Source organism: Streptomyces albireticuli (assembly GCF_021228125.1).
Taxonomy (GTDB): domain Bacteria; phylum Actinomycetota; class Actinomycetes; order Streptomycetales; family Streptomycetaceae; genus Streptomyces; species Streptomyces albireticuli.
The window spans coordinates 133122-158083 of sequence record NZ_JAJQQS010000022.1 but is presented as its reverse complement, the minus strand read 5'-3'; the positions used below and the strand labels follow the sequence as shown (position 1 = coordinate 158083).

Here is a 24962-nt window from a genome sequence, read left to right as displayed (position 1 = left end):
GGGCGGTGTGCGGGTGAAGGGGAGGTGCGTACGGGCGTTCAACGGGGGCCGCCCGGCGGGAGCGTGTGCTCCGGGAAGAGCCGGTGCAGCTCGGCGTGGAAGCCGGGGAAGGTCTTGGCGACGCAGTGGGGGTCGTCGAGGGTGAGCGTGCCGGGCGCGGCCAGGCCGAGCACGGAGAAGGCCATGGCGATCCGGTGGTCGCGGCGGCAGGCGATACGGGCGGGCCGCGGGGTGCCGGGGTGGACGGTGAGCCGGTCGGGGCCCTCCTCGCAGGTGATGCCGCAGGCGCGGAGGTTCTCGGCGACGGCGGCGACCCGGTCGGACTCCTTGAGCCGAGCGTGGGCGACGCCGCGCACGGTGATCGGCGCGTCGGCGAGCGGGGCGATGGCCGCGAGCGTCATGAATGTGTCCGAGATGTCGCCCATGTCGATGTCGAAGCCGCCGCGCAGCGGTCCGGCCCCGGCGACCGTGGTGGCGCCGTCGCCCACCTCCACCCGGGCTCCGGCCCGGCGCAGTACCTCGACGAAGCGCAGGTCGCCCTGGACGCTGTGGGTGCCGAGGCCGGGCACGGTGACGGCGCGCCCGGTGACGGCGGCCGCGGCGAAGACGTAGGAGGCGGTGGAGGCGTCCGGTTCGACGACCAGGTCGGCGGGGGCGCAGCCGCCGGGCCGTACGGTGATCCGGCCGTGCGGGCCCTCGGTGACGTCGGCGCCGAAGTGCCGCATGAGGGCCAGGGTCATGTCGAGGTAGGGGCGGCTGACGAGGCGGGGGGCGTCGACGGTGAGCGGTGCGCGCATCAGGGGCGCGGCCATCAGCAGGCCGCTGAGGTACTGGCTGCTCAGGGAGGAGTCGAGGACGAGCCTGCCGCCGTCGAGGCCGGTGGCGTCGAGGTGCAGCGGCGGGCCGTCCTCCGGGGCGGGGCGGACGGAGGCACCGAGGCGTACGAGCGCGTCGGCGAGGGGACGCTGCGGCCGGGCGCGCAGCTGGGCGGAGCCGTCGAAGACGAACTCGCCGTGCCCGGTGGCGGCGAACGGCGGCAGGAAGCGGGCGGCGGTGCCCGCGTCGGCGCACCAGACGCGGGCGGGCCCGGTGGGGCCGCGGCCGGTGCCGGTGACCTCCCAGCAGCGGTCGCCGGGCGCGCCGCGCACGGTCACGCCGAGGGCGGTGAGGGCGGTGCGGAAGGCGACGGTGTCGTCGCTGACGAGGGGCGCCCACACCCCTGTGGTGCCACGGGCGACGGCGGCCAGCAGCAGGGCGCGGTTGGTGATGCTCTTGGAGCCGGGGATCCGCGCGGTCAGCGCGGTGGCGGACGGCTGCCAGGTCGTCATGACGTCTCCTGGTCGGGGAGGGTGGGGAGGGCAGGGAGGGTGGGCAGGAGCGGGGGCGGCGGCTTCGGCCGACCGGGTCGCGCGGGACGGCCCGGCATGACCGCCCGGACGGGGAACGCCGGGGCGGAGACGAGGCCGGAGACCCGCCGACGGCGGATCAGCGCGGCCGACGGGCCGTCGGCCGCCCTTCCGGCTCGCCGAGCTCCTGGCCCGGGACCGGGCCCTGCCGCGGCGCGGCGCAAGCGCGGTCGACGGGCCGTCGGCAGGACGAGGGGCGTCCCCGGTCACCGGCGGTTACCGTCCGGTCCGCGGGTCGGTCCCGCGGACGGCCGCCGAGACCCGGCGGATCAGCGCGACCCGGCGGATCAGCGCGGCCGACGAACCATCGGCGAACCGGTACCGGGACCGCGCCGGGACGCCTACCGCGGCCGGTCACCCGGCACCGCCCCCCCCGTCACCGGCGGCTCCCGCCCGGCCCGCGGGCGAGTCCCGCGCGGGCGGCCGCCGCGACCCGCTGGGCGGTCAGCCCGCCCTGCTCGTACAGAGCGCGGTACGAGGCGAAGGCCCCGGCGCCGTCCAGGCCGACGGTCTCGCGTGCCGGGCGGAGGAGCTGGTACCAGCCGAGTGCGGTGCCCGTGCCTACGGAGACGGTGGCGCGGGCACCGGGCGGCAGGACGGCCTCGCGGTAGCCGGGGTCCTGCTCGTGGAACCACCTGGCGCAGGGCATGGCCACCACACGGGTGGCGATGCCCTCGCGCTGGAGGATCCGGCGGGCGTCCAGGGCGACGGGCACCTCGGTCCCGCCCGCGACCAGCACGACGTCGGGGTCGCGGGTCCGGCCGGCCGCCTCGGCCTCGGCCAGGACGTAGCCGCCCCGGGCGACCCGGTCGGCGGCGGTGAGCGGCGGGGGCTCCGGCGGCCGTGTGACGGTGGGGCTCATGCGACGGGCACCTTTCCGACGAGGCCGGCGAGCAGGTTCCCCACGATGCGCGGCCCGTCCTGGGTGAGCACGGACTCGGCGTGGAACTGCACCGACGCGAAGTGGGGGCCGCGCAGGGCGTGCACCTCGCCGGTGGCGGGGTCGCGGCTGATCTCCACGGTGCCGGTGGTGCCGTACGGGACCGTGTCCGTGGTGCTGCGGGCGGTGAACGTGTTGTAGAAGCCGACGCGTTCGGGGCTGCCGAAGAGGTCGATCCCGCGCTGGACGCCCTGGTTCGGGACCTCGCGGCGGTGCAGCTCCAGGCCCAGGCGCAGGCTGAGGACCTGGTGGCTGAGGCAGACGGCGAGGAAGGGGCGGCCCTCGTCGAGGAGGGTGGCGATCGCCGCGTCCAGGTGGGCGATCTTGGGGTGGGTGGCGGCGCGGGGGTCGCCGGGGCCGGGGCCCATGACGATCAGGTCGTGCCCGTCGAAGGAGTGCGGCTCGTCGAAGCGCCGTACGGTCACCTCCAGTCCCAGTGACCGCAGTTGGTGGTCGATCATCGAGGTGAAGGTGTCCTCGGCGTCGACGACCAGGACGCGCCGGCCTTCGAGCACGGGCCGGGTGCGGGCGCGGGCGTCGGGTCCGGCGAGCCAGAAGTCGGCGATCGCGCTGTTGCGCTCCTCCAGTGCCGCGCGGACGCGGGGGTGGCGGCCGAAGCGGCCGCCACCGTCGTCCTTGAGCGCGGAGATCAGCCCGGCGGCCTTGGCCCGGGTCTCCAGGACCTCGGAGTCCGGGTCGGAGTGGCGTACGAGCGTGGCGCCGACCCCGATCCGCACCCGGCCGTCCCGGTCGATGTCCGCGGTGCGGATGAGGATCGCCGAGTCCAGTTCGCGGGTGCCCGCGCGGCCCTGGCCGATAAGGGCGACGAGGCCGCTGTAGTAGCCGCGGCCGAGGGGTTCGTAGCGGTCGATGACCCGGGCCGCGGACTCCAGGGGGCTGCCGGTGACGGTCGGCGCGAAAAGGGTCTCGCGGAGGATCTCCCGGGGGTCGCGGCCGGTGCGGCCCTCGATGAAGTACTCGGTGTGGGCCAGCCGGGCCATCTCCTTGAGGTACGGGCCGACGACCCGGCCGCCGCCGGCGCAGATCCGGGCCATCATCTTCAGTTCCTCGTCGACGACCATGTACAGCTCGTCGGCCTCCTTGCGGTCGGCGAGGAAGTCCATGACCTCCGGCAGGTTCGGCCCCGCCGCCGGGTAGCGGTAGGTGCCGCTGATCGGGTTCATCACGGCGACCCCGTCCCGGACGCTGATGTGCCGCTCCGGGGTGGCGCCCACGAAGGTGCGGTCACCGGTGTGGACGAGGAACGTCCAGTACGCGCCCGACTCGCGCTCCATGAGCCGCCGGAAGAACGTCAGGGCGTGCTCGGGCCCGTAGCCGGTGATCTCCGCGGTGAAGGACCGCTTGATGACGAAGTTGGCGCCCTCGCCGGTGCCGATCTCCTCCGCGATCACCCGGCGCACGATGTCCGCGTACGCCTCGTCCGGCACGTCGAAGGTCCCTCCGGAGAGGGGGATCCGGGTCTCCGGGATGCGGCCCAGCACCTCCGCCACCGGCAGGACGGCCTGGTCGGTGATGTTCACGGCGAGCAGCGGGGCGCCGTCGTCGGCGCACGCGTAGCCCCGTTCGGCGATCTGCCGGTACGGGACCACCACCAGCGCCTCGTGCCCCGCGCCGCCCGGCGCGGGCAGCCGGACGTCGGCCAGGGACGCCGGCGCCGACACCTCGCCCGCCAGGACGTCCATGGCCCCCGGCCCGGTGGCCTCCGGGCGGTGGACCAGCGCGTACGCCGGTACGTCACCGCCCAGGATCCGGCCGAGGAGGTCTCCCGTGCCCGTGCTCATGCCGTCGCTCCTTCCAGGTCGGCCGCCGTGGCCCCCGGGGCCGCGGCCAGGTCGGTCACCAGGTCCTCGGCCGTGGTGACCACCGCGCATCGCTCCGCCGCGTATGTGAGGGCCTGGTGGTGGTAGCGGGCGGAGAAGTCCGCCACCGCGTCGCCCACCAGGAACGTCTCGATGTCGTTGGTGAAGGCCTCCACGGCCGTCATCAGCACGCCCACGTGCGCGTAGACCCCGCACACCACCAGCTGGTCCCGGCCGGTCGCGCGCATCCGGGCCAGCAGCCCGGAGCGGAAGAAGGCGCTGTAGCGCCACTTGGTGAACACCCAGTCGCCCGTCCGCGGGGTCACCTCGTCCACGACCAGCCGGTCGGCGGGGTCCACCCGCATCCCCGGCCCCCAGAAGTCCTTCAGCAAGCCCCGCTGCTCCTCGCTCATCCCGCCCGGCTGCGCCGTGTACGCCACCGGCACGCCGGCCGCCGCGCAGCTCTCCCGGAGGAGGGCGGTGCGGCGCACCAGGTCGTCGCGGACGCCGCCGGGCAGGGGGGCCAGGAAGTAGCGCTGCATGTCGTGGAGGAGCAGGACCGCGCGGGCCGGGTCCACCGTCCAACGGGCGGTGTTCTCCGGCAGGTCGCCCGCCGTGGGCATCGGGTACGGCTCTATCGGGGGGATGCCAGCCATGGAAGTTCCTCTCCTTCGCTCTCGGTCGTCCGGTGGTCCCCGGGGCCCGGCGGCCGGGGGCGGCCGGCCGGGTCCCCCGCGCGTCAGCCCTGCCAGGCCGAGACGACCTCGATGGCCTGGGCGGGGTTGAGCCGGGGGTCGCAGAAGCTCGTGTACTTGTCGCCGACGTGCGCGAGCCCGGACTCGTCCCGTACGCACTCGGTGACGTCCTCGGGGGTGGTCTCCAGGTGCAGGCCACCGGCGACGCCGCCCGCGGTCCTGACCGAGCACTGGAAGCCGCGGACCTCGCGGACCACCGTGTCGAGCAGCCGGGTCTTGAGCCCGTCGGGCGCGGTGACGGTGTTGCCGTGCATGGGGTCGGTGAGCCAGATGACCGGGTGGCCCTCGGCGCGTACGGCCTCGACGAGCGCGGGGAGCCGCTCGGAGACGGCGTCGGCGCCCATGCGGGCGATCAGGGTGAGCCGGCCGTGCTCCCGCGCCGGGTCGAGGAGCTCGCACAGCGTGAGGAGTTCGGCGGGGTCCATGGTGGGGCCGACCTTGCAGGCGACCGGGTTGGCGACCTCGGCGAGGAGGGCGACGTGGGCGCCGTCGACCTGCCGGGTGCGCTCGCCGATCCACGGCCAGTGGGTGGAGGTGAGGAGGGCGCGTCCGGTCTCGTCGGCGCGGACCATGGGCAGTTCGTAGTCGAGGAGCAGGGCCTCGTGGCTCGTCCACACCGGCGGGCAGACGCCCGAGCGGCGGGCGGGGGCGAGCCAGCCGAGGTGGCTCATCGCCTCGCCCGCGGCGAGGTAGCCGGAGAGGAGGCGCTGCGGGTCCGGGCGGCGGCGCTCGGGATGCGGCTCGGGGCTGTTCACCATGTGGCCGCGGTAGACCGGCAGTTCGGCGCCGCCGACGACCTCGGTGGGGCGGGACCGGGGCTTGGCGAACTGGCCCGCCATCCGGCCCGCCCGCACCACGGGCTTGTGCGTGATCATCTTCATCACACCCGCGAGGACGTCGAGAAGGCCCGCTTTCCGGGCCACGTAGCCCGAGGTGCACTCCGCCGGGTCCTCCGCGCAGTCGCCCGCCTGCACCACCTGCGACTCGCCACGGGCGACCTGGGCGAGGTGGGCGCGCAGGGTCCGTACGTCGGCGGAGCGTACGAGCGCGGGGCGGGAGGATAGTTCGTCGCGGACTCGCCGGATCTGAGGGGCATCACTCCAATCGGGCTGCTGCAGCGCGGGCTTGAGACGGGTGGCGAGCAGAGCGTCGTTCACGGATGACTCCAAAAGCGTTTCGTTAATGGACCGCTCTCAAACAGGGGTGGAACCAAGGAGGTGGCAGGGTTCGGAACTCCCTTCGCTACGGGGTGCGGGGGTTCCCGATCGTCCGGCGGGGCCTCGCGTTCCGCCAATGGCGGCACGCTCACTTCGTCAGTTGAGCGGGACTCCATCAGATCGCTGTCAAGTCCGCGATCACGCCAATGTGACGGAGTAAGCGCGGACTGTTCGGCGGGGTCGCGTATCCGCTTTACTGTCGTGCCCTCCGCCCTATCCATTTCCGCGACCGGCCCGGAGAGGGGGCAACGCCTCATGGGAGAGCGCACGGTGATTTCAGACGGTGAGGTACTACGCGAACTGCTCGCGGAAGGCGTCTCACCGTGGCTCGACGGACTGTGCCGGTCACTGCTCGCCCCGGAAAGGCTCACGGCCCTCGTGCGGGAGGCCGGGGTGCGCGGGGCGACGTCGAATCCCCGGGCGCTGGCGGCCGACATGGCGCGGGGCACGGCCTACCGGCAGCAGCTGTCCCACCTGGCCTGCCGTTCGGTGCCGCTGGACACGTCCGTACAGGCGCTGTGCGCCTACGATCTGCGGTCCGCCTGCGACGAGTTGCGGCCGGTCTTCGACTCCACACGGGGCCGTGACGGGCATGTGTCGATGGACCTGGACCCCCACCTGGCGCACGACGCGCGGGCCACGGTGGTGGCCGCCGTGGCCCTGAACCGGGCGGCCTGCCGGCCGAACGCGCTGGTCAGGATCCCGGCGACGGACGAGGGCATCACGGCGGTCGGGGACTGTCTGGCGCGGGGCATCGGGGTGCACGTCACGGAGATCTTCTCGGTGCGCCGCTACGAGCAGGTCGTCGACGCCTACTTCGACGGGCTGGAGCGGGCCCTGGCCGCGGGCCGTGATCCGGCGGCGATCTCCTCACTGGCGTCGCTGCCCGTGGCCCGCCTCGACGCCGAGATCGACGCACGGCTGCGCGCGCTCGGCCCGGGGGCGGTGCCGGCCGCGCCGGGCACGGCCGCGGTGGCCGTCGCCCGGCTGGTGTACCGGCTGTACGAGGAGCGGCTCGGCAGTGAGCGCTGGCGGATCCTGGCGGCGGCGCATGCGCACCCGCAGCGCCTGATGTGGGAGGTGAGCACACCGGCCGACCCGGCGCCGGGCGTGCCGTACGTGGCGGGACTGGTCGCCTGGGGCACGGTCAGCGCGATGTCGGAGGCCACGCTGGAGGCGGTGGCCCGGGGGTGCCGGCTCCAGGGCGACACGCTCACGGGCCAGGCGGAGGCGGCCCGCGCCGTGGTGGCGGGGCTGGAGCGGCGCGGGGTGTCGCTGGAGGAGGTCGCGAAGAAGCTGGAGGCGGACGGCGTGGACCGGCTCGTCTCCTCCTGGCGGGCGCTGCGCGGCGCGGTCGAGGACCGGCTGCGCCGCCCGCGGGGGTGATCCGGTGCCCGGCCGGCCGCCGGCCCGGACGGGTCCCGGCCCGTCCGGGCGGGGTGCCCGTGGCGCCCGGAGCGGCGGTACGGGGCCGGGTGCGGGCCCGGCCCCGTACCCGGCCGCTCGTCCGGGCGCGCGCTCAGACCCGTACGGAGCCGTACCGCCGCTCGGGGAAGTCCGTGCCGGCCAGCGCGGTCATGGGCGCCGCCTTCACGGCCGTCTCCTCGTACTCCTCCTCGGGGTCGGAGAGGGCGATGATCGCGCCGCCGACGCCGTAGCGGACCCGCCCCGGTGTGATCACCGCGGTGCGGATGACCACGCTGAGGTCGGCGGCCCCGGTCAGGGAGAAGTAGCCGATGGCGCCGGAGTAGACGCCGCGCGGGCCGGCTTCCAGCCGGTCGATGACCCGCATGGTGCGGATCTTGGGCGCGCCGGTCATCGAGCCGGGCGGGAAGGCCGCGCGGACGCACTCGACGGTGCTCGCGTCCGGGCGCAGCCGGGCGCGGACGGTGCTGACCAGCTGGTGGGCCTTGGCGTAGCTCTCGACCTGGAAGATCTCCTTCGCCTCGACCGTGCCGACCCGCGCGCAGCGGCCGAGGTCGTTGCGGACGAGATCGACGATCATCAGGTTCTCGGCGCGGTCCTTCTCGCTGGTGCGGAGGTCGGCGGCGAGCGCGGCGTCCTCCTCGGGGGTGGCGCCGCGGGGGCGGGTGCCCTTGATGGGGCGGGATTCGGCGAGGCCCTCGCGGTCGACGCGGAGGAAGCGCTCGGGCGAGGTGCTGAGCACCGACAGGTCGCCGAAGCGGAGCAGGGCGCCGAAGGGCGCGGGGCTGGTGCGGCGCAGGAAGCGGTAGCCGCTCCAGGGGTCCACCCGGCCCGCCGCCTCCGCCATGTTGGTGAGGCAGACCTCGTAGGTCTCGCCGGCGGCGATCTCCCGCCGGCACTCGTCGATCAGGCCGAGGTAGGCGGTGCGGTCGTGGCGCAGACGCAGGGCGCCGAGGGGCGCGGGGGGCTCGGTGGGTCGGGGCGGCGCCCCGGCGAGCGCGGTGAGCCTGCGGGCGGTGGCGTCCATCCAGGAGCGGGCGGCGCGTTCGTCGCCGTCCTCGGCGAGGGCGAGCAGGTGGGTGGTGGCGGTGGTGTGGTCGAAGACGAGCGCCCGGTCGGCGAAGACCATGGTGGCGTCGGGTTCCTCGGCGAGGTGGGCGAGGTCGCCGCCGCACTCGGCCTTGAGTCCGTAGCCGAGGTAGCCCACCCAGCCCAGGGCGAAGCCGAAGGGCAGGTCGGGGGCGGCGGTGCGGGTGGCCCGCAGGTCGCGGTCGAGCCAGTCGAGGAAGGCGCCGGTGACGACCTCGGTGGTGTGCCGGGAGCGGACGGTGACGGTGCTGCTCTCGACGTCGGCGGAGGCGACGCGGGACAGCGGCCCGGAGGCGTCGCCCATGATCGAGAACCGGCCCTGGCCGTCGTCGCGGCGGCTGCTGTCGAGCCAGTAGCTGTGCGGGCCCCGGCGGAAGAGGTGGTCGTAGACGGTCTCGTCCTCCCACCGGGTGGGCAGGGCGGCGGCGAGGACCCGCAGCCGGCGGGGCGCCGGCGGGACGGCCGGTGGCGGCGGGGCCACCGCGGCGGGGATGACGGCCGGTGGCGCGAGGCGGCGCACGCCGCCTCGGCCGCGTTCCTCGGTCAGCCGGCGGAAGTTGCGCAGGAGCTGGTGCCCGTAGGCGCTGGTGACGGATTCCGGGTGGAACTGCACTCCCCACAAGGGGAGTTCACGGTGGCGCAGGCCCATGACGACGCCGTCGGCGGTCCAGGCGGTCTCCTCCAGCCCGGGTGGCAGGGCGTGGACGGCGAGGGAGTGGTAGCGCACGACCCGAAAGGGGGACGGCAGTCCCCGGAACAGGTCGGTTCCATGGTGCAGGACGGGCGAGACGCGTCCGTGGTAGGGCTCGGGGGCGCGCCCCACTTCGCCACCGAACACGCTTGCGATGCCCTGGTGGCCGAGGCAGACGCCGAGGGTCGGCAGCCCGCCGGTCGCGACGATCTCCCGGCAGATCCCGAAGTCCGCGGCCCGTTCCGGATTCCCCGGGCCGGGCGAGAGGACGACGTTGTCGAACGCGGTGAGGCGTTCCGTCCGCCAGGCCGGATCGTCATTGACGACGACCTCGGGTTCCCGGCCGTTGACCTCGGCGAGATAATGGAAAAGGTTATAGGTGAACGAGTCGTAATTGTCGACGAGCAAGGTGCGCACAAGCTTCCCCCCTCTTATCGGACGACCGCTTATCGGACGAACACCGCCGGACGGACCGGCACTTCCGCCGGTGTCACCTCTATCAGCAGGTGTTCGACCTCGTGCTCGCCCTCATGCCGCACGGCGCTCTTGAGCACCCGCAGCCGGCGGTTCTCCTCACCGGCGATACGCAGCAGGGCCGCGACGTCGCCCCGGGTGCTGAAGTGCAGCAACACCGAACCGCCGGGGGTCAGCCGGTCGGTCGCCTCGGCCAGGAAGCGCCGGTGCGCGGCATAGCCGGGATCCACATAGGCGATTTCGTGCAGGGTGCGCGGGCGGTAGTCCGCCGGGGCCAGCACGAAATTCGAGTGCCAGAATATGGTGTCGAAGCGTTCGTTCCCGTCGATTCCGTCGAACAGGTCGCTGCGCACACCGCGGACGCGGTCGAGCACCCCGTGCCGGGCCGCGTTCACCGAGGCGTTCAACGCGGCGGCGGGGTGGATGTCGGCGGCGACCACCCGGTCACAGCCGGCCAGCGCGCTCGTCACCGCGATGATTCCGGTACCGCAGCCCATCTCCAGCATCGATCCCGTACGCGGAACTCCCACCCATTCGTCGAGACCCAGGAACTCCAGGGCAATCCTCGTCGCCGGCGAGTAAATCGGAGCAAACACCTCCGGTAATAGCTCCCACTCACGCCCGCACATCGGGAAAGTCGACGGCCGGTCCTTCCTTGTCAGCGCCGCACGGCTACGCTCGAGCGAGAGCCTGTAGTCCCGCGTCTCCAGCATCCTGATCCCCCCGGAATCGGCGACAACTCCCGGCAAGGCGCCGGGTGTTCATCAACCTTCACCTATAAAGGGCGTTTACAGGAAGGTGATCCAGTAACACACCAGCGGCAGACGGCGGTGGTCCGGACACCATCGGTCCGACGCGACCCGGCTTGCGGCCCACGGATGCCTCGCATAGCTTGATCGGTCGTGGTTGACGCACCACTGCCGGGGTGCATAGCTTCCCGGCATACCGTGCCGTGGCTCATCCGTGCGGCAGCGCGCTGGACCCCGGGGGGGCATCGTGTCACATGGCAGGGCCGAGGACGGCATATTCGCCATGCTGGAGCTTTTGGCCGGCGAGGCCCCGGCACATGAATACGAGGCGCTGACCGAGGCCCGGCGACGCACCGGAGCCGGCCCCGACGAGCTGGCGAAACTCGAACGGGCCAAGCAACTCGGCCTCAGCATACGGACTTTGACGGAACGGCACCATCAGCGGGAAGCCGGCCTCTCCGCCCTCGTCGACACCGCGCGCGACCTCGCGACCCCGCACGACGTCGGCACCCTGCTCCAGGTGATCCTCCGGCGCGCCCGGCTGCTCCTCGCCGTGGACATGGCGTACATCGGCATGTACGAGGACGACCAGCGCCATTTCAGCGTCCGCGCCTCCGACGGGCACACCACGGCGCTCAACATCGGACTGCGGCTGCCGAGCGGCACGGGTCTCGGCCATGTCGTCATGACCAAGCCGTCGCCGTTCTGGAGCCCGGACTACCTCGCGGACGAGCGCATCCACCACAGCGGCGAGGTCGACCACGTCGTCCGGGCCGAGGGACTGCACGCCATCCTCGCGGTGCCGCTCAGCAGAGGGGCCCGGCCGTTCGGCACGCTCTACGTGGCGGAGCGGAAGGTCCGCCACTTCACCACCGACGAGATCGCCCTGCTGAGCTCGCTGGGCGACCTCGCCGGGGTGGCCATCGAGAAGGCCGAGCTGCTGGACCGCAGCACGGCCCTGGTCGGCGAGCTGGAGCGGTACGCCGGCCAGGTCGAGGCCGGGCTGCGCGGTGCCCAGGAGCTCGGCGACACCCAGCACCGGCTGATGCAGCTGGTCCTCGGCGACTGCGACCTGGACACGCTGGCCCGCGCGGCCGGCAAGGAGCTGGGCGCCGCCGTGCAGGTCTGCGCGGCCAACGGCACCATCCTCACCACCGCGGGCGACATGACCGGCGCCACCGGCCGGCCGGGAGCCCCGGACGGCCCCGCGGACCCCGCCGAGTCCGCGCTGGTGCTGGCCACCATGGACGCCCACGCCGCCCGCGAGCCCGTCGCCCTCCACGGCGGCGGCCTGTGGGCGGTGCCGATCTCCGCCGGCACCGGGAACCTCGGCACCCTGCTGCTGCGCCCCGACCGGCCGGACGCGGTGCAGGACGAGCGGCTGCTGCGCCTCGTCGCCCAGGTCGTGGCCGTCCAGCTGCTGGTGGAGAGCCGGCGCACGGCGATCGCCGAGGGGCAGGTGCGCGACGACTTCCTGGGCGATCTGCTGGCCAGCCCGCAGCGCCCGCCGCACCAGCTGGAGCAGCACGCCCGCCGGCTCGGCATCGACCTGAGCAAGCCGCACGTGCTGGTGGTGGCCCGGCCCGAGGGCGACGCGCGCGGCAAGATGGCGATCTGGGCGGCCTCGTACGCGCACCGGCTGAGCGGGCTCAAGAGCATGCACAACGGCTGCGCGGTGCTGCTGCTGCCCGGCACCGACGCGGGCGGCGCGGCCCGCGCGGTCTCCGCGGAGCTGTCGCCGCTGCTCGGCCACCCGGTGACGGTCGGCTCGGCGGGCCCGATGACGGGGACGGTCCCCGTCCACCACGGCTTCCAGGAGGCGCTGCGCTGCCTGGACGCCATGACCTCGCTCGGGGTCACCGGCCGCTCGGCCTCGGTGCGGGAACTGGGCTTCCTCGGAGTGCTGCTTTCGGACAACCATGACGTCGAGGGGTTCGTCGACTCGGCCATCGGCCCGGTCATCGACTACGACCAGCAGCGGTTCACGGATCTGACGCGCACGCTGGAGACGTACTTCGACGCGGGCGGCAGCCCGACGAACGCGGCCAAGAAGCTTCATGTGCACCCCAATACGGTGGCCCGTCGCCTGGAACGGATCAGCGAGCTGCTGGGCCCGGAGTGGCAGCAGCCCGACCGGGCGCTGGAGGTCCAGCTGGCGCTGCGGGTCTTCCGGGTCCGGCACAGCCTGCGCCGGCCGGACCGGGCCGCGGCCGAGGAGGGCGCGGGTCCGGCCGAGGGCCGGGAGACCTGAGACCGGAAGACCAGGGGACGCGGGACCCGGGACCGGCGCGCTCGTCCTCTCCGCCCTCCCGGCGGTCCCCTCGGGCGCCGGACGGGCCGGACGTCGGCCGGCTAGGGCCGGGGGGCGCGGCACCGGCGCGCGGGCGGACACGGCGGTCAGGAGACGTGCTCCAGCCGCAGGCCGGACTCGAAGCGGCCGGTCAGCGCGGCGACCGCGTGGGCCGCGGAGGCCAGCGTCACATGCCGGTGCCAGCCGCTGAACGAGCGGCCCGCGAAGTCCCGGATGCCGACCTCGTCGGCGATCTCGGTGAAGTCCCGGTCGACCCGGTCGATGAGCTTGCCCAGCCGGACGAGCGCCGCGGGCGGCACGTTCGGCATGTCCGTCACCCACAGTTCGGCGGGCCACTGCCGGCCGTTCTCGCCGACGCCCAGCAGGAGCAGGTCCCGGCGGCGCACGGGCTGCCCGGGGGCGGCGCGGTGCACGGGCAGGCCCACCCGTACGGCGGCGGTCAGCGCCGTGCGCACGGTCCGCGCCGGGCCGTGGTCGCGCCACATGACCGGGCGGCGCATATCGCGGGCGGCCCCCATGATCTGGTGCGCGGGCAGGGCCTCGGGGCTCCGGCCGGGCACGGCCGGGTCCGCCACCACCAGCCGCAGCGAGCTGCTGACCCGGGCCAGCACCGGCACCCCGCAGGCGCGCAGCCGCTGGAGGGCGGCCGGCGCGTCCGCCTCCCGGGCGTCCAGCACCAGCGGGCGCAGCGGCAGCCCCCAGTCCCGCATCATCCCGAGGTACGCCTCGACCGTGCACTCCCCCAGCGTCTCCGGCCGCACCGAGTCCGGGATCGACGCCTGGTTCCGGCGCGGCCCGTCCGCCAGCCAGGCGTCCGACAGGTGCAGCCGCCAGTTGACGGGTGTGGCGCGCTCGGCGGACGCGGCCCACACGCCCACCGCCTGCTGGGCGTTGAGCACCTGCCCGACGGCGGGGCAGAAGCGCCGGTCCACGCCGACGGAGTTGTCGCCGGCCTTCGGGATGACCATGGGACGGACCACCCATGCCTGTGGGGGCGAGACCCGGGTGAGGTGGTGCGCGAGGGCGCGGCGCACCGGCGCCCACTCCCAGGTGGAGCTGGAGATGAAGTGGTGCAGGCTCTGTTCGGCCGCCTGGCCGCCGGTCAGCGCCGCGATGTTGCGGATGGACTTGCGCCCCCGCGCGCCCAGTAAGCCGCGTACGTACGCCTCGCCGCGGCGCCGCTGGTCGCTGCGGGGCAGCGAGGCGAAGAGCGCGGCGCACAGCTCGGCGAGCACCATGTCCCGGGTCTCGGCGTAGGCCGGTACGGGCCGTACCCGCTGACCGGTCCGTGTGGAGAGAGCAACACCACTCATCGGAATCCCCCATCTCGGCTTCGTGGACGCGCTGCTGGGTGGCTCTTCCACGGTGCGTGCGGGCACCCCCTCGCGCACAGGTGCGCAGCGCACCCGCGTGCGGTCTCCCGTGGTGCTCCCACCACCACTCCGGCGCTCCGGGGCCCGGCCGGAGGGCCTCGCGGGGGCCCTCGGGTGTGCCCGCACCACCATGGGCGCCGCCCCGGGATCCGGCCGGGCCCGTACCGGCCCGGCGGGTACGGGCGCCGCCCGGCGGGTACGAGCCCGGTGCGGGGCCCCGGTGGGAGGGGGTACGGGGCCAGTCGGCGGACGGGGGTCTCAGCGTGGCGCTGCGCAGCGGATACGGTGGTCCTGTGCGCCGAAGCGGTTTCGTACCGCGGCAGGCGCATCGCGTCGTTACGCGAGCGGAAAGCTCTCGCGGGCCCGTGAGTGGAACCCGAGAACAACAAGGGAAGATGTGAGCAGGTTGTTGGTGCAGGTCAGCGCGGTCGTCCGGAGCACGGGGTAATCGACATGCACATCGTGATCATGGGCTGCGGGCGAGTGGGCTCGGCCCTGGCGCAGACCCTTGAGCAGCAGGGGCACACGGTCGCCGTGATCGACCAGGACCCGACGGCCTTCCGCCGCCTGGGCTCCGGGTTCGGCGGCCGCCGGGTGACCGGCGTCGGCTTCGACCAGGACACCCTGCGCGAGGCGGGCATCGAGGAGGCCGGCGCCTTCGCGGCGGTCAGCAGCGGCGACAACTCCAACATCATCGCGGCCCGGGTGGCCCGGGAGATGTTCGGCGTCGAGAACGTCGCGGCCCGTATCTACGACCCGCGGCGCGCCGAGGTCTACCAGCGGCTCGGCATCCCGACGGTGGCCACCGTCCGCTGGACGGCCGACCAGATGCTGCGGCGGCTGCTGCCGTCCGGCGCGGAGCCGCTGTGGCGCGATCCGAGCGGTGGTGTGCAGCTCGCGGAGGTGCCCGCCTCGGACGCCTGGGTGGGTCACAAGGTCAGCCGGCTCCAGGACGAGACCGGTGTGCGGGTGGCGTTCCTCACCCGGCTGGGCGAGGCGATGCTGCCGACGTCCATGACGGTGCTGCAGGAGGGCGACCTGGTGCACGTGATGATGCGCACCGACGAGGTCGAGAAGGTCGAGGCCGCGTTCGCGCAGGGGCCCGAGGAGGGACACCGATGAGGGTCGCTATTGCGGGCGCGGGCGCGGTGGGCCGTTCCATCGCGGGCGAGCTGCTGGAGAACGGGCACGAGGTCCTGCTCATCGACAAGGCCCCGACGGCCATCTCGGTGGAGCGGGTGCCGCTCGCGGAGTGGCTGCTGGCCGACGCGTGCGAGATCACCTCGCTGGACGAGGCGGCGCTCCAGCGCTGCAACGTGGTGATCGCCGCCACCGGTGACGACAAGGTCAACCTGGTGGTGTCGCTGCTCGCCAAGACGGAGTACGGCGTGCCCCGGGTCGTGGCCCGGGTGAACAACCCGAAGAACGAGTGGCTCTTCAACGAGTCCTGGGGTGTGGACGTGGCCGTGTCCACGCCGCGCCTGATGTCGGCGCTGGTCGAGGAGGCCGTGAGCGTCGGCGATCTGGTGCGTCTGATGCGCTTCAGCCAGGGCGACGCCAACCTGGTGGAGCTGACGCTGCCGCCGGAGTCCGCCCTGGCGGGCACCCGGGTCGGCGACGTGGACTGGCCGGACGACACCTCGCTGGTCACGATCATCCGTGGCAACCGGGTGCTGACCCCCAGCAAGGAGGACGCGCTGGAGGCCGGTGACGAGCTGCTCTTCGTCGCCGCCCCCGCGCGCGAGGAGCAGCTGGAGGACCTGCTGTCGGTCCGCCGTGAGGACGTCTCCGACTGAGGCTCCGTACCGGACGCGCGTAAGCCGGGAGGCCCGGGAACCCTTGAGGGTTCCCGGGCCTCCCGGCTTCGTGTGGCGCGGTGGCGTCCGGTCAGTGGCGCGGCGGCGCCGCGTGGTCGGCCGCCTCGCCCTGGGCCTCGCCCACGAGCAGCGGCTCGCCGGCCTTCTCCGTGCCCGCCTTTTCCGCCTCCGCCTTCTCGCGCTCGGCGGCCTCCGCCGCCTCCATCTCCGCGAAGACGTCGATGGGCGGCGGCGCCTTGGCCAGGAAGATCCAGGTCAGATAGACCGAGAGCAGCATCGGCGGGATGCCGAGGGCCACCTTGACCCAGCCCAGCTGGGTGACGTCGCCCCACCAGTAGAGCGGGAAGAGGATCGCCGACTTGGCGAGCAGGATCAGCCCCCAGGCCCAGCTGGCCTTGGTGTACGCGGCCTTGCGGCCGGGGTTGCGGGTGCGCCAGGAGAGGTTCTCCTTGAACACCGGGCCGAGGATCAGGCCGAGCAGCGGATAGCCGAAGAGCGAGGTGACGATGTACGCCACCGCCAGTCCGAGGCTGTAGAGCATGCCCGGCAGGTAGAAGTTCTTGGCGTCACCGGACATCATCGCGAAGACGGCGCCGAAGGCCACCCCGAAGACGCCGCTGAAGGCGTGCTTGAGGGTGTCCTTGCCCAGCAGCCGGGCGATGCCGAGCAGCAGGGAAAGGCCGAGCGCGGCGATGGCCGCGATGTGGATGTCGCGCTTGACGGTGTAGATCGCGACGAAGACGAGGCCGGGGACGGTCGTCTCGACCATGCCCCGCACCCCGCCGAACGCCTCGAACAGGGCGGCCTCCGTGGCCGATCGCGCATCGGCGCCACCGCCGGTGCCCTGCCCTCGCTGGTCGGTCGGCTTGTCGGGAGACGTCACCCGCTACTCCTGTCCGAGCGGTCGGAGTTCGTACTTGGGATTGAACAGCACTCTGCGGCCGCGGCTCATGGAGATCCGGCCGGAGGCGATCAGCTTACGGCCGGGTTCTATCCCGACGATGGAACGGCGCCCCAGCCACACCACGTCGAGCGCGGCCGAACCGTCGAACAGCTCGGCTTCCAGGGCGGGCACCCCGGCCCGGGGACGGAGCGTGACCGTCCGCAGCGTACCGGTGACCTTCACTATCTGACGGTCGTCGCAGTCACGTATCTTCGTGCAGCCCACGGCCTCGGCGTCCTGCTGAAGCTCGGCGGAGTGGAGGTCCTCCTGCGAGGTGGACAGCCGGTCGAGCATCCGGCGGAAACGGCCGGTCGGCTTCTCGGGACGGGGTACGGCGCTCATGCCTCCAGCGTACCGGTGGCCCCCCGGACGGGCGTACGCCCGGAGGGGCGCCGCTCACGCCTCGAACCGGTACCCCATCCCCGGCTCCGTAATGCCGCACCCCTCGGGGGCAACCCCCGAACCCCCGGCCGCACCCACGCCGCGCCTCACACCTCGAACCGGTATCCCATCCCCGGCTCAGTAATGAAGTGCTTCGGGTGCGAGGGGTCCTGCTCCAGCTTCCGCCGCAGCTGTGCCATGTACACCCGCAGGTAGTTCGTCTCCGTGCCGTAGGACGGCCCCCAGACCTCCTGGAGCAGCTGCTTCTGGCTGACGAGACGGCCCGTATTGCGGACCAGGACCTCCAGCAGGTGCCACTCGGTCGGCGTCAGGCGGACGTCCCGCCCCTCGCGGTTGACCTTCTTGGCCGCGAGGTCGACCGTGAAGACCTCGGTCTCGACGATCGCGTCGTCCCCGGCCGCGGCCGCCCCCGTAGGCTCGGCGCGCCGCACCGCCGCGCGGAGCCGGGCGAGCAGCTCGTCCATGCCGAAGGGCTTGGTCACGTAGTCGTCGGCGCCGGCGTCGAGCGCCTCGACCTTCTCGTCGGAGGTCTGGCGGGCCGAGAGGACCAGGATCGGCACCCGGGTCCAGCCGCGCAGGCCCTTGATCACCTCGACGCCGTCCATGTCGGGCAGGCCGAGGTCGAGGATGACCACGTCGGGGTGGCGGGCGGCGGCGAGCTGGAGGGCGGTGGCACCGTCGGGAGCCGCGTCGACCTCGTACTTCCGCGCCTTGAGGTTGATCACGAGAGCGCGGACGATCTGCGGCTCGTCATCCACCACGAGCACCCGGTTCATCGGTAACCACCTCTGCTGTTCGTCCGGGCCCATCCGCTGGGCCCGGTGTCCGGTTCTGTGGGTCTGTCCGTACGGTGCGGCGCCGGGGTCATGAGGTGGCCTGGGCGGGCAGGTCCGGGCGTACGGGCGGGCGGCCGGCGGCGACCCGCAGGGTGAGGACCATGGTCATCCCGCCGCCGGGGGTGTCCTCGGCGGCGAGCGTGCCGCCCATGGCCTCGGCGAAGCCGCGGGCGACGGCCAGGCCGAGGCCGACCCCGGCGCCGCGCGGGGCGTCGCCGTAGCGCTGGAAGGGCTCGAAGATGCGGTCCTTGGCGCTGTCGGGGACACCGGGGCCGCGGTCGGCGACGCGCACCTCCACGCGCTCGCCGAGGGCACTGGCGGCGACGAGGACGGGCCGGCCGTCAGGGTTGTACTTGACGGCGTTCTCGACGATGTTGGCGACGCTGCGCTCCAGCAGCCCGGGGTCGACGGCGACCATGGGCAGCGACTCCGGGATGTCCAGGGAGACGCTGCCCTCGGGGACGCCGCCGAGGGCCATCGGCACCACCTCGTCGAGGTCGATCTCGCGGATCAGCGGTGTGACCGTGCCGGTCTGGAGCCGGGACATGTCCAGGAGGTTGCCGACGAGGTGGTCGAGGCGGTCGGCGCCCTCCTCGATGCCGGCCAGCAGCTCGGCCTCGTCCTCCTCGGACCAGGCGACGTCGTCGGAGCGCAGCGAGGTCACCGCGGCCTTGATCGCGGCGAGCGGGGTGCGCAGGTCGTGGCTGACGGCGGCGAGCAGGGCCGTCCGGATGCGGTTGCCCTCGGCGAGCTGGCGGGCCTGCTCGGCCTCGCCGACCAGCCGCTGGCGGTCGAGGAAGACCGCGGCCTGGGCCGCGAAGGCGGCCAGCACCCGGCGGTCCTCGGCGGGCAGCACCCGGCCGGAGAGGGCGAGGGCCATGTTGTGCCCGACGGGCATGTCGACGTCGGCGTCCTCGGGCCGCAGCAGGGGCTTGCCCGTGCTGGTCACGACGCTGCCGGCGCAGGTCCAGGGGTCGACTTCGCTGGCCCGCTCCAGCAGGGCGACGGACTCCATGGCGAAGGTCTCGCGGACCCGCTCCAGCAGGGCGTCCAGGCTGGTGTCGCCGCGCAGGACGCTGCCCGCGAGGAAGGAGAGGATCTCCGACTCGGCGCGCAGCCGGGCCGCCTGGTGGGTGCGCCGGGCGGCGACGTCCACGACGGAGGCGACCGACACCGCTACCGCGAAGAAGATCACGATGGCGACGAAGTTCTTCGGGTCCTGGACGGTGATGCTGTGCGTGGGCGGGGTGAAGTAGTAGTTGAGCAGCAGCGAGCCGATGGCCGCGGAGGCCAGGGCGGGCAGCAGGCCGCCGAGGATCGCGGCGACGACGGTCAGGAAGAGGAAGAGCAGGACGTCGTTGGCGAGGCCGGGGCCGTTCTCCAGGGCGGTCAGCGCGAGCGTCAGCAGCGCGGGCGCGACCACGCCGATGATCCAGCCGGCCAGTATCCGGGGGCGGCCGAGCCGGGCGCCGCGCGCCACGGGCAGGCCGCGGCCCTTGGCGACCTCCTCGTGGGTGACGATGTGGACGTCGAGGTCGGGTCCGGAGTCGCGGGCGACGGTCTGGCCGACGCCGGGGCCGAAGATGTACTGCCAGGTCTTGCGGCGGCTGGAGCCGAGCACGATCTGGGTGGCGTTGACCCCACGGGCGAACTCCAGCAGCGAAGCGGGCACGTCGTCCCCGATCACATGGTGGAAGGTGCCGCCGAGGTCCTCGACCAGGGTGCGCTGGACGGCCAGCTCCTTCGGCGAGGCCGAGGTCAGCCCGTCGCTGCGGGCGATGTAGACGGCGAGGATCTCGCTGCCGGAGCCCTTGGCCGCCATCCGGGAGGCGCGGCGGATCAGGGTGCGGCCCTCGGGGCCGCCGGTGAGGCCGACGACGATGCGCTCGCGGGCCGACCAGATGGTGGAGACGCTGTGCTCGGTGCGGTACTGCCGCAGGTACTCGTCGACGCGGTCGGCGGTCCACAGCAGGGCCAGCTCGCGCAGCGCGGTGAGGTTGCCGGGGCGGAAGTAGTTGGAGAGGGCCGCGTCGACCTTGTCGGACTTGTAGATGTTGCCGTGCGCCATCCGGCGGCGGAGCGCTTGCGGCGACATGTCGACGAGCTCGATCTGGTCGGCCCGGCGCACGACCTCGTCGGGCACGGTCTCGCGCTGCCGGACACCGGTTATCGACTCGACGACGTCGCCCAGCGACTCCAGGTGCTGGATGTTGACGGTCGAGACGACGTCGATGCCGGCCTGGAGGAGTTCCTCGACGTCCTGCCAGCGCTTGGTGTTGCGGGAGCCCGGCACGTTGGTGTGCGCGAGCTCGTCCACCAGGGCGACGGCGGGGCGGCGGGCGAGCAGCGCGTCGACGTCCATCTCGGTGAAGACGGTCCCCCGGTAGCCGAGCTCGCGGCGGGGCACCTCCTCCAGGCCGTGCAGCATGACCTCGGTCCGGGGCCGGTTGTGGTGCTCCACGAAGCCCACGGCGACGTCGGTGCCGCGCTCCATGCGGCGGTGCGCCTCGGAGAGCATGGCGTAGGTCTTGCCGACACCCGGTGCCGCACCGAGGTAGATCCGAAGCTTGCCGCGTCCCATGGCCCCATTGTCTTTCACGAATCGTGACGGTGTTCGGGCCGGTTCTCCGTCCCGAGGTACGACATCGTCGCGCTCTGTTGACCATACGGCCAACGTTTTGGACATTTGGGGCGGGAGGTGGTGACGCCGCAGGTATTGACGCGGTTCTGACGCCCGGCACCCGTGACCCGGCGTGCCACGGGCCTGTACGGCGCGCGGATAACGGCGTGCTCGCGGGATCCGCCCTCTGGCAGCATGACGGCCATGACTGACGTACGCACGGCGCACACCTCGCAGCTCGGCGGGGAGGAGCTCGCCGCGGTCCGGGCCCTGCTGGACGAGGCGTTCGAGGGCGATTTCTCCGACGACGACTGGGACCACTCGGTGGGCGGGGTGCACGTCCTGGTCCGGGACGGCGACGAGCTGATCGGCCACGGCGCGGTGGTGCAGCGGCGGCTGCTGCACGGCGGGCGGGCGCTGCGCACCGGCTATGTGGAGGCCGTGGCGGTCCGCGCCGACCGTCGCCGCCGGGGCGTGGGCTCGGCCGTGATGGCGGAGCTGGAGCGGGTGCTGCGGCACGGGGCGTACGAGCTGGGGGCGCTCGGCGCGGCGGAGGACGCGGCGCCGCTGTACACCGGTCGCGGCTGGCGGCTGTGGCGCGGCCCGTCCTCGGTGCTGTCCCCCACGGGGATCCGGCGCACCGAGGAGGAGGACGGTTACCTCTACGTCCGGCCGCTGACCGCGAAGCTCGACCTGGACGGGGAACTGGTGTGCGACTGGCGGCCGGGGGACGTCTGGTGACACCCCCCGGCCCCGCGTCGGCTAGCGGACCTGGCGGCCGGCCGGGACCTCCGGCGCGCGCCACTGCTGGCCCGGGGCCGTCACGGCCTCCGCCCACTGCTGGGCACGGGCGCCCGGCCGGACGCTGGAGTTGTCGATCTCCAGGAACTTGCCGCTGTTCTTGTTGATGACGGGCGTGATGTCGTTCATGACGTCGAACCGCCAGAGCTGGGTGTCGACGCCGTTGACGCAGGTCCACTGCTGGGCCGGGGCGCCGTTGTCCTTACGGGAGTCGGCGATCTCCAGGCACTTGCCGGACAGGACGTTGACTATCCGGAAGTCGTTGCCGCTGACGCGCTCGATCTTCCACTGCGCCTTGGTGCCGATCTCGCAGTACCCCTGGATGGCGGGCGTGCCGTTCTGCCCGTCGGTGACCTGGAGGCACTGGTTGCTGTGGTGGTTGACGAGGTACTGGCGGGCCTGGGTGTCGGCGTGCCCCGCGGCCGGCGTCATCAGGACGAGCGCGGCACCCGCGGCGGCGATGCCGGCGACCTTGGCGGTGATCTTCATTTTTCCTCTGTTTCGCGAGATGTCATCAGGGATCACTGCGGCCGGGGGTACCGAAGTTGATCTTGATAATAGATCCCGGATCCCGCTTTGCCCACCGGAATCCGACATTTCGCTTCTTCAGCCCACATCCGAGCGGGTGCGCGGCACGGGACGCCGCCCCAGCAGGTCCGCGAAGCCCTGCCGGGTCGCCGTGACGATCAGCCGGTCCTCGGGGCGCAGGACGTAGGAGGGCGGCAGTTCCGGGACCAGCACCGGGTGCGGGCTCCCCGGCCCGCCCGGCCCGGCCGCCTCGGGGCGGTCCTCGACGAGGGCCACCACCCGCCACGCCCCGGGCGCGAAGGCCTCCGAGGCCCGGCGGCCTACGAGCCCGGGGTGCGCGCCGGCCGTGAGCTCGGCGATCAGGACGACCTTGCGCTCGACCGGGACGGCGCCCAGGACCTGACGGCCCACCATGGCCGCGGCGAAGGCCGGCGCCACCATGTAGCTGACGCTGCGGCTGCGGGTCAGGCCCTGGGGGTGGGAGTCGCGCAGGGTGCGGTAGACCGCCTTCGCGAACCCGTCCTCGTACAGCCGCATCACCACCCGGACGTCCGGCCGGACCGCGCGGGCGTACAGCACGGCCTCCAGATTGGTGACGTCGCTGCTGGTGAGCGCCATCAGCGTGCGGCACTGCCCGATCTTCGCGGCCTCCAGGACGCCCTCCTCGGTGACGTCGCCGATGACGGTGGGCACCCGCAGCGAGCGGGCCAGCGCCACGCCGCGGGCCTGCGGGTCGCGCTCCACGCAGACCACCGGGATGTCCAGTTCGCGCAGCCGGGCCAGCACCCGGGCCCCGATCTTGCCGAGGCCGAGCAGCACCACGTGGCCGGACAGACCGCGCGGCGGGCGGCGCAGCGCCGAGGCGGAGCGGAAGGTGCCGAGCCCCTCCAGGGCGGCGGCCACCAGCAGCGGGAGGAGCAGCAGTCCGGTCAGCCCGGAGAGCAGTTGGAGGATCTGGCGGCCCAGGCCCTCCCCTATGGCCGGGTCGTTGATGGCGAAGAGGTCGAGGAGCGAGAGGTAGGCCGCGCGCATCGGGTGCTCGCCGGTGACGAGCCAGGAGGCGACGGCCAGCCCGCCGACGGCACCGGTCAGCCAGACCAGGGCCCAGCGCAGCCGCCGGGAGAAGAAGGAGCCCAGCGGCAGGCTGCGGGCCGCGAGCCGGGACGGTGGCGGCCCGGAGTAGCGGATGGCCTCCAGGACGACCCGGTTGCGGCCGGTGGCCGCCGCGGCGGCGCGCTCGTCGGGGAGCATGACGGGGCCGTCCCCGTCGGTGCCCGGCGCGGACAGCAGGGCGAGGGTGCCCACTTCGGCACCGGGGCTCGCGCCGGGCGCGAGCGGCGGCCGCTCCACCGCCCGGAAGACCAGGCCGCGGGCCTCGACGACCTTGTTGTGACCGGAGACCGCGGTGGCCACCAGGGCCGGGGCCGCGGTGTCGGCGTCCGACAGGACGGTCGTGGTCGCCTCGCCACCGCCTCCCAGCGACGCCTGGTCGAGGAGTTCCTCCAGGTACTGGCCGAGCCGGCGGTTGTAGAGGCGGATGACGAGCCGCAGCCGGGGGTTGACGCGGCGGGCCCGGAGGGCGGCGTGGATGTTGGTCTCGTCGTCGTAGACGAGCGCGAGGGCCGTGGCGTCGGCGACGCCGGCCTCGGCGAACGCCTCGTCGTCGGGCTCGGCGGCCTCGACGATCCGTACCGGACCGTGGGCCGCGCCGTTCCGGCCACCCCCCGGGGACCCGCCGTTGGCCCCGGAAACCCGGCCGACGGCCCCGGTCATCCGCCCGAAGAGCGCCGCGGCCCGCCCGGCCGCCGCCCCGGCCCGCCGCGGCCGCCCGTCCCGCGCGGACGGCAGGACGAGGGTGACGCACTCGCCGTACACCCCGGAGAGCTCGGCGGCGAGCCGGTGCGCGAGCCCGTCGTCACCGCACACCACCATGTGCGGGGCGCTCGGCGCGACTTGAGGCTGCTGAGGAAGAGTGACCACCTCAACAGAGTGCCTTGTCCATCCGTTCGAATCCCGCAAACGCGCCGGGGCCGGGGCGTGTACGCCCCGGCCCCGCGCCGTCCTCACGGTTCCCGCGGGGGCGACTTCATGTCGCCGCCCCGCGGACCCCTGCCGTATCAGCCCTTGGCCAGCTCCCGGAGCGCGATGTTCAGTTTGAGGACGTTCACGCGCTCCTCGCCCATGAAGCCCAGGACACGGCCGTCCACGTGCTTGTCGACCAGCTTGCGCACCTCGGCCGCCGGGAGGTGGTTGGCCTTGGCGACGCGGTCGGCCTGGAGGCGGGCGTAGGCCGGGGAGATGTCCGGGTCGACGCCGGAGCCGGAGGCCGTGAGGGCGTCCACCGGGACCGAGGAGGGGCGTACGCCGTTGAACGCGGCGACGTCGGCGCGGCGCTGCTCGACGTTGCCCAGCAGGACCTTGCTGTCGGCGGCGAGGTTGGAGGCACCGGTCACCACCAGCGAGTACCGGGTGTTCTCGGTGTTGGCGCCGGCCGCCGACGGGCGCGGCTGGAAGTACTTCGGGTCGGGCAGCGGGTTGCCGTCCTTGTCCTTGGCGTCGAGGTTGTAGCTCTGGCCCAGGCGCTCGGAGCCCACGGACCTGCCGCCGGCCTTGAGTTCGGAGCCGTTGGCCTTGTCGTGGAAGGCCGCCTGGGCGATGCCCGTGACGACCAGCGGGTAGATCACGCCGCAGACCACCGTGAGGACCAGCAGGGCCCGCAGGCCCGCCACCACCAGCCGGGCCGTACCGCTTACGGAAGTGTTCAT

Annotated in this window: 20 protein-coding genes; 5 read left to right on the top strand and 15 right to left on the bottom strand. The window is 73.5% G+C overall.

Annotation, left to right across the window (positions count from 1 at the left end; translation table 11 throughout):
• Nucleotides 1-38: 38 nt before the first annotated feature.
• The 5 genes from aroA to LUZ64_RS31695 form a co-directional block, all read right to left on the bottom strand.
• Nucleotides 39-1328, bottom strand: a complete 1290-nt coding sequence (aroA, locus tag LUZ64_RS31715) for a 3-phosphoshikimate 1-carboxyvinyltransferase (protein ID WP_095585045.1) — start codon at nt 1326-1328, stop codon at nt 39-41.
• A gap of 454 nt (nt 1329-1782) precedes the next feature.
• Nucleotides 1783-2268, bottom strand: a complete 486-nt coding sequence (locus tag LUZ64_RS31710; RefSeq protein ID WP_095579319.1) for a transketolase-like TK C-terminal-containing protein — start codon at nt 2266-2268, stop codon at nt 1783-1785.
• Nucleotides 2265-4148 carry an anthranilate synthase family protein gene (locus tag LUZ64_RS31705; RefSeq protein WP_095579320.1) on the bottom strand — a complete coding sequence of 628 codons (1884 nt, stop codon included), beginning with the start codon at nt 4146-4148 and terminating at the stop codon, nt 2265-2267. The genes LUZ64_RS31710 and LUZ64_RS31705 overlap by 4 nt, the downstream gene beginning before the upstream one ends.
• Nucleotides 4145-4822, bottom strand: coding sequence for an isochorismatase family protein (locus LUZ64_RS31700; RefSeq protein WP_095579321.1), 678 nt, complete (start codon nt 4820-4822; stop codon nt 4145-4147). The genes LUZ64_RS31705 and LUZ64_RS31700 overlap by 4 nt, the downstream gene beginning before the upstream one ends.
• Nucleotides 4823-4905: 83 nt before the next feature.
• Nucleotides 4906-6078, bottom strand: a complete 1173-nt coding sequence (locus LUZ64_RS31695) for a 3-deoxy-7-phosphoheptulonate synthase (RefSeq protein ID WP_095579322.1) — start codon at nt 6076-6078, stop codon at nt 4906-4908.
• 330 nt (nt 6079-6408) lie between these two features.
• Here LUZ64_RS31695 and LUZ64_RS31690 point away from each other — a divergent pair, with 330 nt between their 5' ends.
• Nucleotides 6409-7524 carry a transaldolase family protein gene (locus LUZ64_RS31690; RefSeq protein WP_170116669.1) on the top strand — a complete coding sequence of 372 codons (1116 nt, stop codon included), beginning with the start codon at nt 6409-6411 and terminating at the stop codon, nt 7522-7524.
• A 133-nt stretch (nt 7525-7657) separates the two neighbouring features.
• Here LUZ64_RS31690 and pabB read toward each other — a convergent pair whose 3' ends face one another.
• Nucleotides 7658-9760 carry an aminodeoxychorismate synthase component I gene (gene pabB, locus LUZ64_RS31685; protein ID WP_095579324.1) on the bottom strand — a complete coding sequence of 701 codons (2103 nt, stop codon included), beginning with the start codon at nt 9758-9760 and terminating at the stop codon, nt 7658-7660.
• Nucleotides 9761-9789: 29 nt separating this feature from the next.
• Entirely contained in the window at nt 9790-10530 is a 741-nt protein-coding gene (locus LUZ64_RS31680; RefSeq protein WP_170116670.1) for a methyltransferase domain-containing protein, read from the bottom strand.
• A 283-nt stretch (nt 10531-10813) separates the two neighbouring features.
• Between LUZ64_RS31680 and LUZ64_RS31675 the strand changes: the two genes are divergently transcribed.
• Nucleotides 10814-12817: a helix-turn-helix domain-containing protein gene (locus LUZ64_RS31675; protein WP_308251449.1), complete on the top strand. Its 2004-nt coding sequence runs from the start codon at nt 10814-10816 to the stop codon at nt 12815-12817.
• 146 nt (nt 12818-12963) lie between these two features.
• Here the strand turns inward: LUZ64_RS31675 and LUZ64_RS31670 are convergent, their stop codons facing one another.
• The gene (locus LUZ64_RS31670) at nt 12964-14190 is read right to left on the bottom strand and encodes an IS701 family transposase (RefSeq protein WP_232390457.1); all 1227 of its coding nucleotides are present in this window, start codon (nt 14188-14190) and stop codon (nt 12964-12966) included.
• 513 nt (nt 14191-14703) lie between these two features.
• Here LUZ64_RS31670 and LUZ64_RS31665 point away from each other — a divergent pair.
• Together LUZ64_RS31665 and LUZ64_RS31660 are read left to right on the top strand one after the other, a co-directional pair.
• Nucleotides 14704-15372 carry a potassium channel family protein gene (locus LUZ64_RS31665; protein WP_095579326.1) on the top strand — a complete coding sequence of 223 codons (669 nt, stop codon included), beginning with the start codon at nt 14704-14706 and terminating at the stop codon, nt 15370-15372.
• Nucleotides 15369-16046 (top strand): potassium channel family protein, encoded by a 678-nt coding sequence (locus LUZ64_RS31660; protein WP_095579327.1) that lies wholly within the window; start codon nt 15369-15371, stop codon nt 16044-16046. The genes LUZ64_RS31665 and LUZ64_RS31660 overlap by 4 nt, the downstream gene beginning before the upstream one ends.
• A 91-nt stretch (nt 16047-16137) precedes the next feature.
• Here LUZ64_RS31660 and LUZ64_RS31655 read toward each other — a convergent pair whose 3' ends face one another.
• The 4 genes from LUZ64_RS31655 to LUZ64_RS31640 form a co-directional block, all read right to left on the bottom strand.
• Complete coding sequence (locus LUZ64_RS31655) at nt 16138-16950, bottom strand: DUF3159 domain-containing protein (protein WP_095579328.1); 813 nt, start codon at nt 16948-16950, stop codon at nt 16138-16140.
• Between the two features lie 3 nt (nt 16951-16953).
• Entirely contained in the window at nt 16954-17352 is a 399-nt protein-coding gene (locus tag LUZ64_RS31650) for an OB-fold nucleic acid binding domain-containing protein (protein WP_095579329.1), read from the bottom strand.
• Between the two features lie 146 nt (nt 17353-17498).
• The gene (locus tag LUZ64_RS31645; protein ID WP_095579330.1) at nt 17499-18188 is read right to left on the bottom strand and encodes a response regulator; all 690 of its coding nucleotides are present in this window, start codon (nt 18186-18188) and stop codon (nt 17499-17501) included.
• An 88-nt stretch (nt 18189-18276) separates the two neighbouring features.
• The gene (locus LUZ64_RS31640) at nt 18277-20829 is read right to left on the bottom strand and encodes a DUF4118 domain-containing protein (protein ID WP_095579331.1); all 2553 of its coding nucleotides are present in this window, start codon (nt 20827-20829) and stop codon (nt 18277-18279) included.
• A 234-nt stretch (nt 20830-21063) separates the two neighbouring features.
• Between LUZ64_RS31640 and LUZ64_RS31635 the strand changes: the two genes are divergently transcribed.
• The gene (locus LUZ64_RS31635) at nt 21064-21609 is read left to right on the top strand and encodes a GNAT family N-acetyltransferase (RefSeq protein WP_372472055.1); all 546 of its coding nucleotides are present in this window, start codon (nt 21064-21066) and stop codon (nt 21607-21609) included.
• Nucleotides 21610-21630: 21 nt separating this feature from the next.
• On the opposite strand, the gene LUZ64_RS31630 is transcribed toward LUZ64_RS31635, so the two are convergent.
• From LUZ64_RS31630 to kdpC, 3 genes are all read right to left on the bottom strand, one after another.
• Nucleotides 21631-22158, bottom strand: a complete 528-nt coding sequence (locus LUZ64_RS31630; protein WP_170116671.1) for an RICIN domain-containing protein — start codon at nt 22156-22158, stop codon at nt 21631-21633.
• A gap of 117 nt (nt 22159-22275) precedes the next feature.
• Nucleotides 22276-24129 carry an NAD-binding protein gene (locus tag LUZ64_RS31625; protein ID WP_095579334.1) on the bottom strand — a complete coding sequence of 618 codons (1854 nt, stop codon included), beginning with the start codon at nt 24127-24129 and terminating at the stop codon, nt 22276-22278.
• A gap of 185 nt (nt 24130-24314) precedes the next feature.
• Nucleotides 24315-24962: a potassium-transporting ATPase subunit KdpC gene (kdpC, locus tag LUZ64_RS31620; protein ID WP_095579335.1), complete on the bottom strand. Its 648-nt coding sequence runs from the start codon at nt 24960-24962 to the stop codon at nt 24315-24317.

Excerpts from the sequence above, each read along its gene's own strand:
- aroA (WP_095585045.1), bottom strand. The coding sequence starts at position 1,328 with ATGACGACCTGGCAGCCGTCCGCCACCGCGCTGACCGCGCGGATCCCC.
- LUZ64_RS31710 (WP_095579319.1), bottom strand. The coding sequence starts at position 2,268 with ATGAGCCCCACCGTCACACGGCCGCCGGAGCCCCCGCCGCTCACCGCC.
- LUZ64_RS31705 (WP_095579320.1), bottom strand. The coding sequence starts at position 4,148 with ATGAGCACGGGCACGGGAGACCTCCTCGGCCGGATCCTGGGCGGTGAC.
- LUZ64_RS31700 (WP_095579321.1), bottom strand. The coding sequence starts at position 4,822 with ATGGCTGGCATCCCCCCGATAGAGCCGTACCCGATGCCCACGGCGGGC.
- LUZ64_RS31680 (WP_170116670.1), bottom strand. The coding sequence starts at position 10,530 with ATGCTGGAGACGCGGGACTACAGGCTCTCGCTCGAGCGTAGCCGTGCG.
- LUZ64_RS31670 (WP_232390457.1), bottom strand. The coding sequence starts at position 14,190 with ATGAGTGGTGTTGCTCTCTCCACACGGACCGGTCAGCGGGTACGGCCC.
- LUZ64_RS31665 (WP_095579326.1), top strand. The coding sequence starts at position 14,704 with ATGCACATCGTGATCATGGGCTGCGGGCGAGTGGGCTCGGCCCTGGCG.
- LUZ64_RS31660 (WP_095579327.1), top strand. The coding sequence starts at position 15,369 with ATGAGGGTCGCTATTGCGGGCGCGGGCGCGGTGGGCCGTTCCATCGCG.
- LUZ64_RS31650 (WP_095579329.1), bottom strand. The coding sequence starts at position 17,352 with ATGAGCGCCGTACCCCGTCCCGAGAAGCCGACCGGCCGTTTCCGCCGG.
- LUZ64_RS31645 (WP_095579330.1), bottom strand. The coding sequence starts at position 18,188 with ATGAACCGGGTGCTCGTGGTGGATGACGAGCCGCAGATCGTCCGCGCT.
- LUZ64_RS31640 (WP_095579331.1), bottom strand. The coding sequence starts at position 20,829 with ATGGGACGCGGCAAGCTTCGGATCTACCTCGGTGCGGCACCGGGTGTC.
- LUZ64_RS31635 (WP_372472055.1), top strand. The coding sequence starts at position 21,064 with ATGACGGCCATGACTGACGTACGCACGGCGCACACCTCGCAGCTCGGC.
- LUZ64_RS31630 (WP_170116671.1), bottom strand. The coding sequence starts at position 22,158 with ATGAAGATCACCGCCAAGGTCGCCGGCATCGCCGCCGCGGGTGCCGCG.
- LUZ64_RS31625 (WP_095579334.1), bottom strand. The coding sequence starts at position 24,129 with ATGGTGGTGTGCGGTGACGACGGGCTCGCGCACCGGCTCGCCGCCGAG.
- kdpC (WP_095579335.1), bottom strand. The coding sequence starts at position 24,962 with ATGAACACTTCCGTAAGCGGTACGGCCCGGCTGGTGGTGGCGGGCCTG.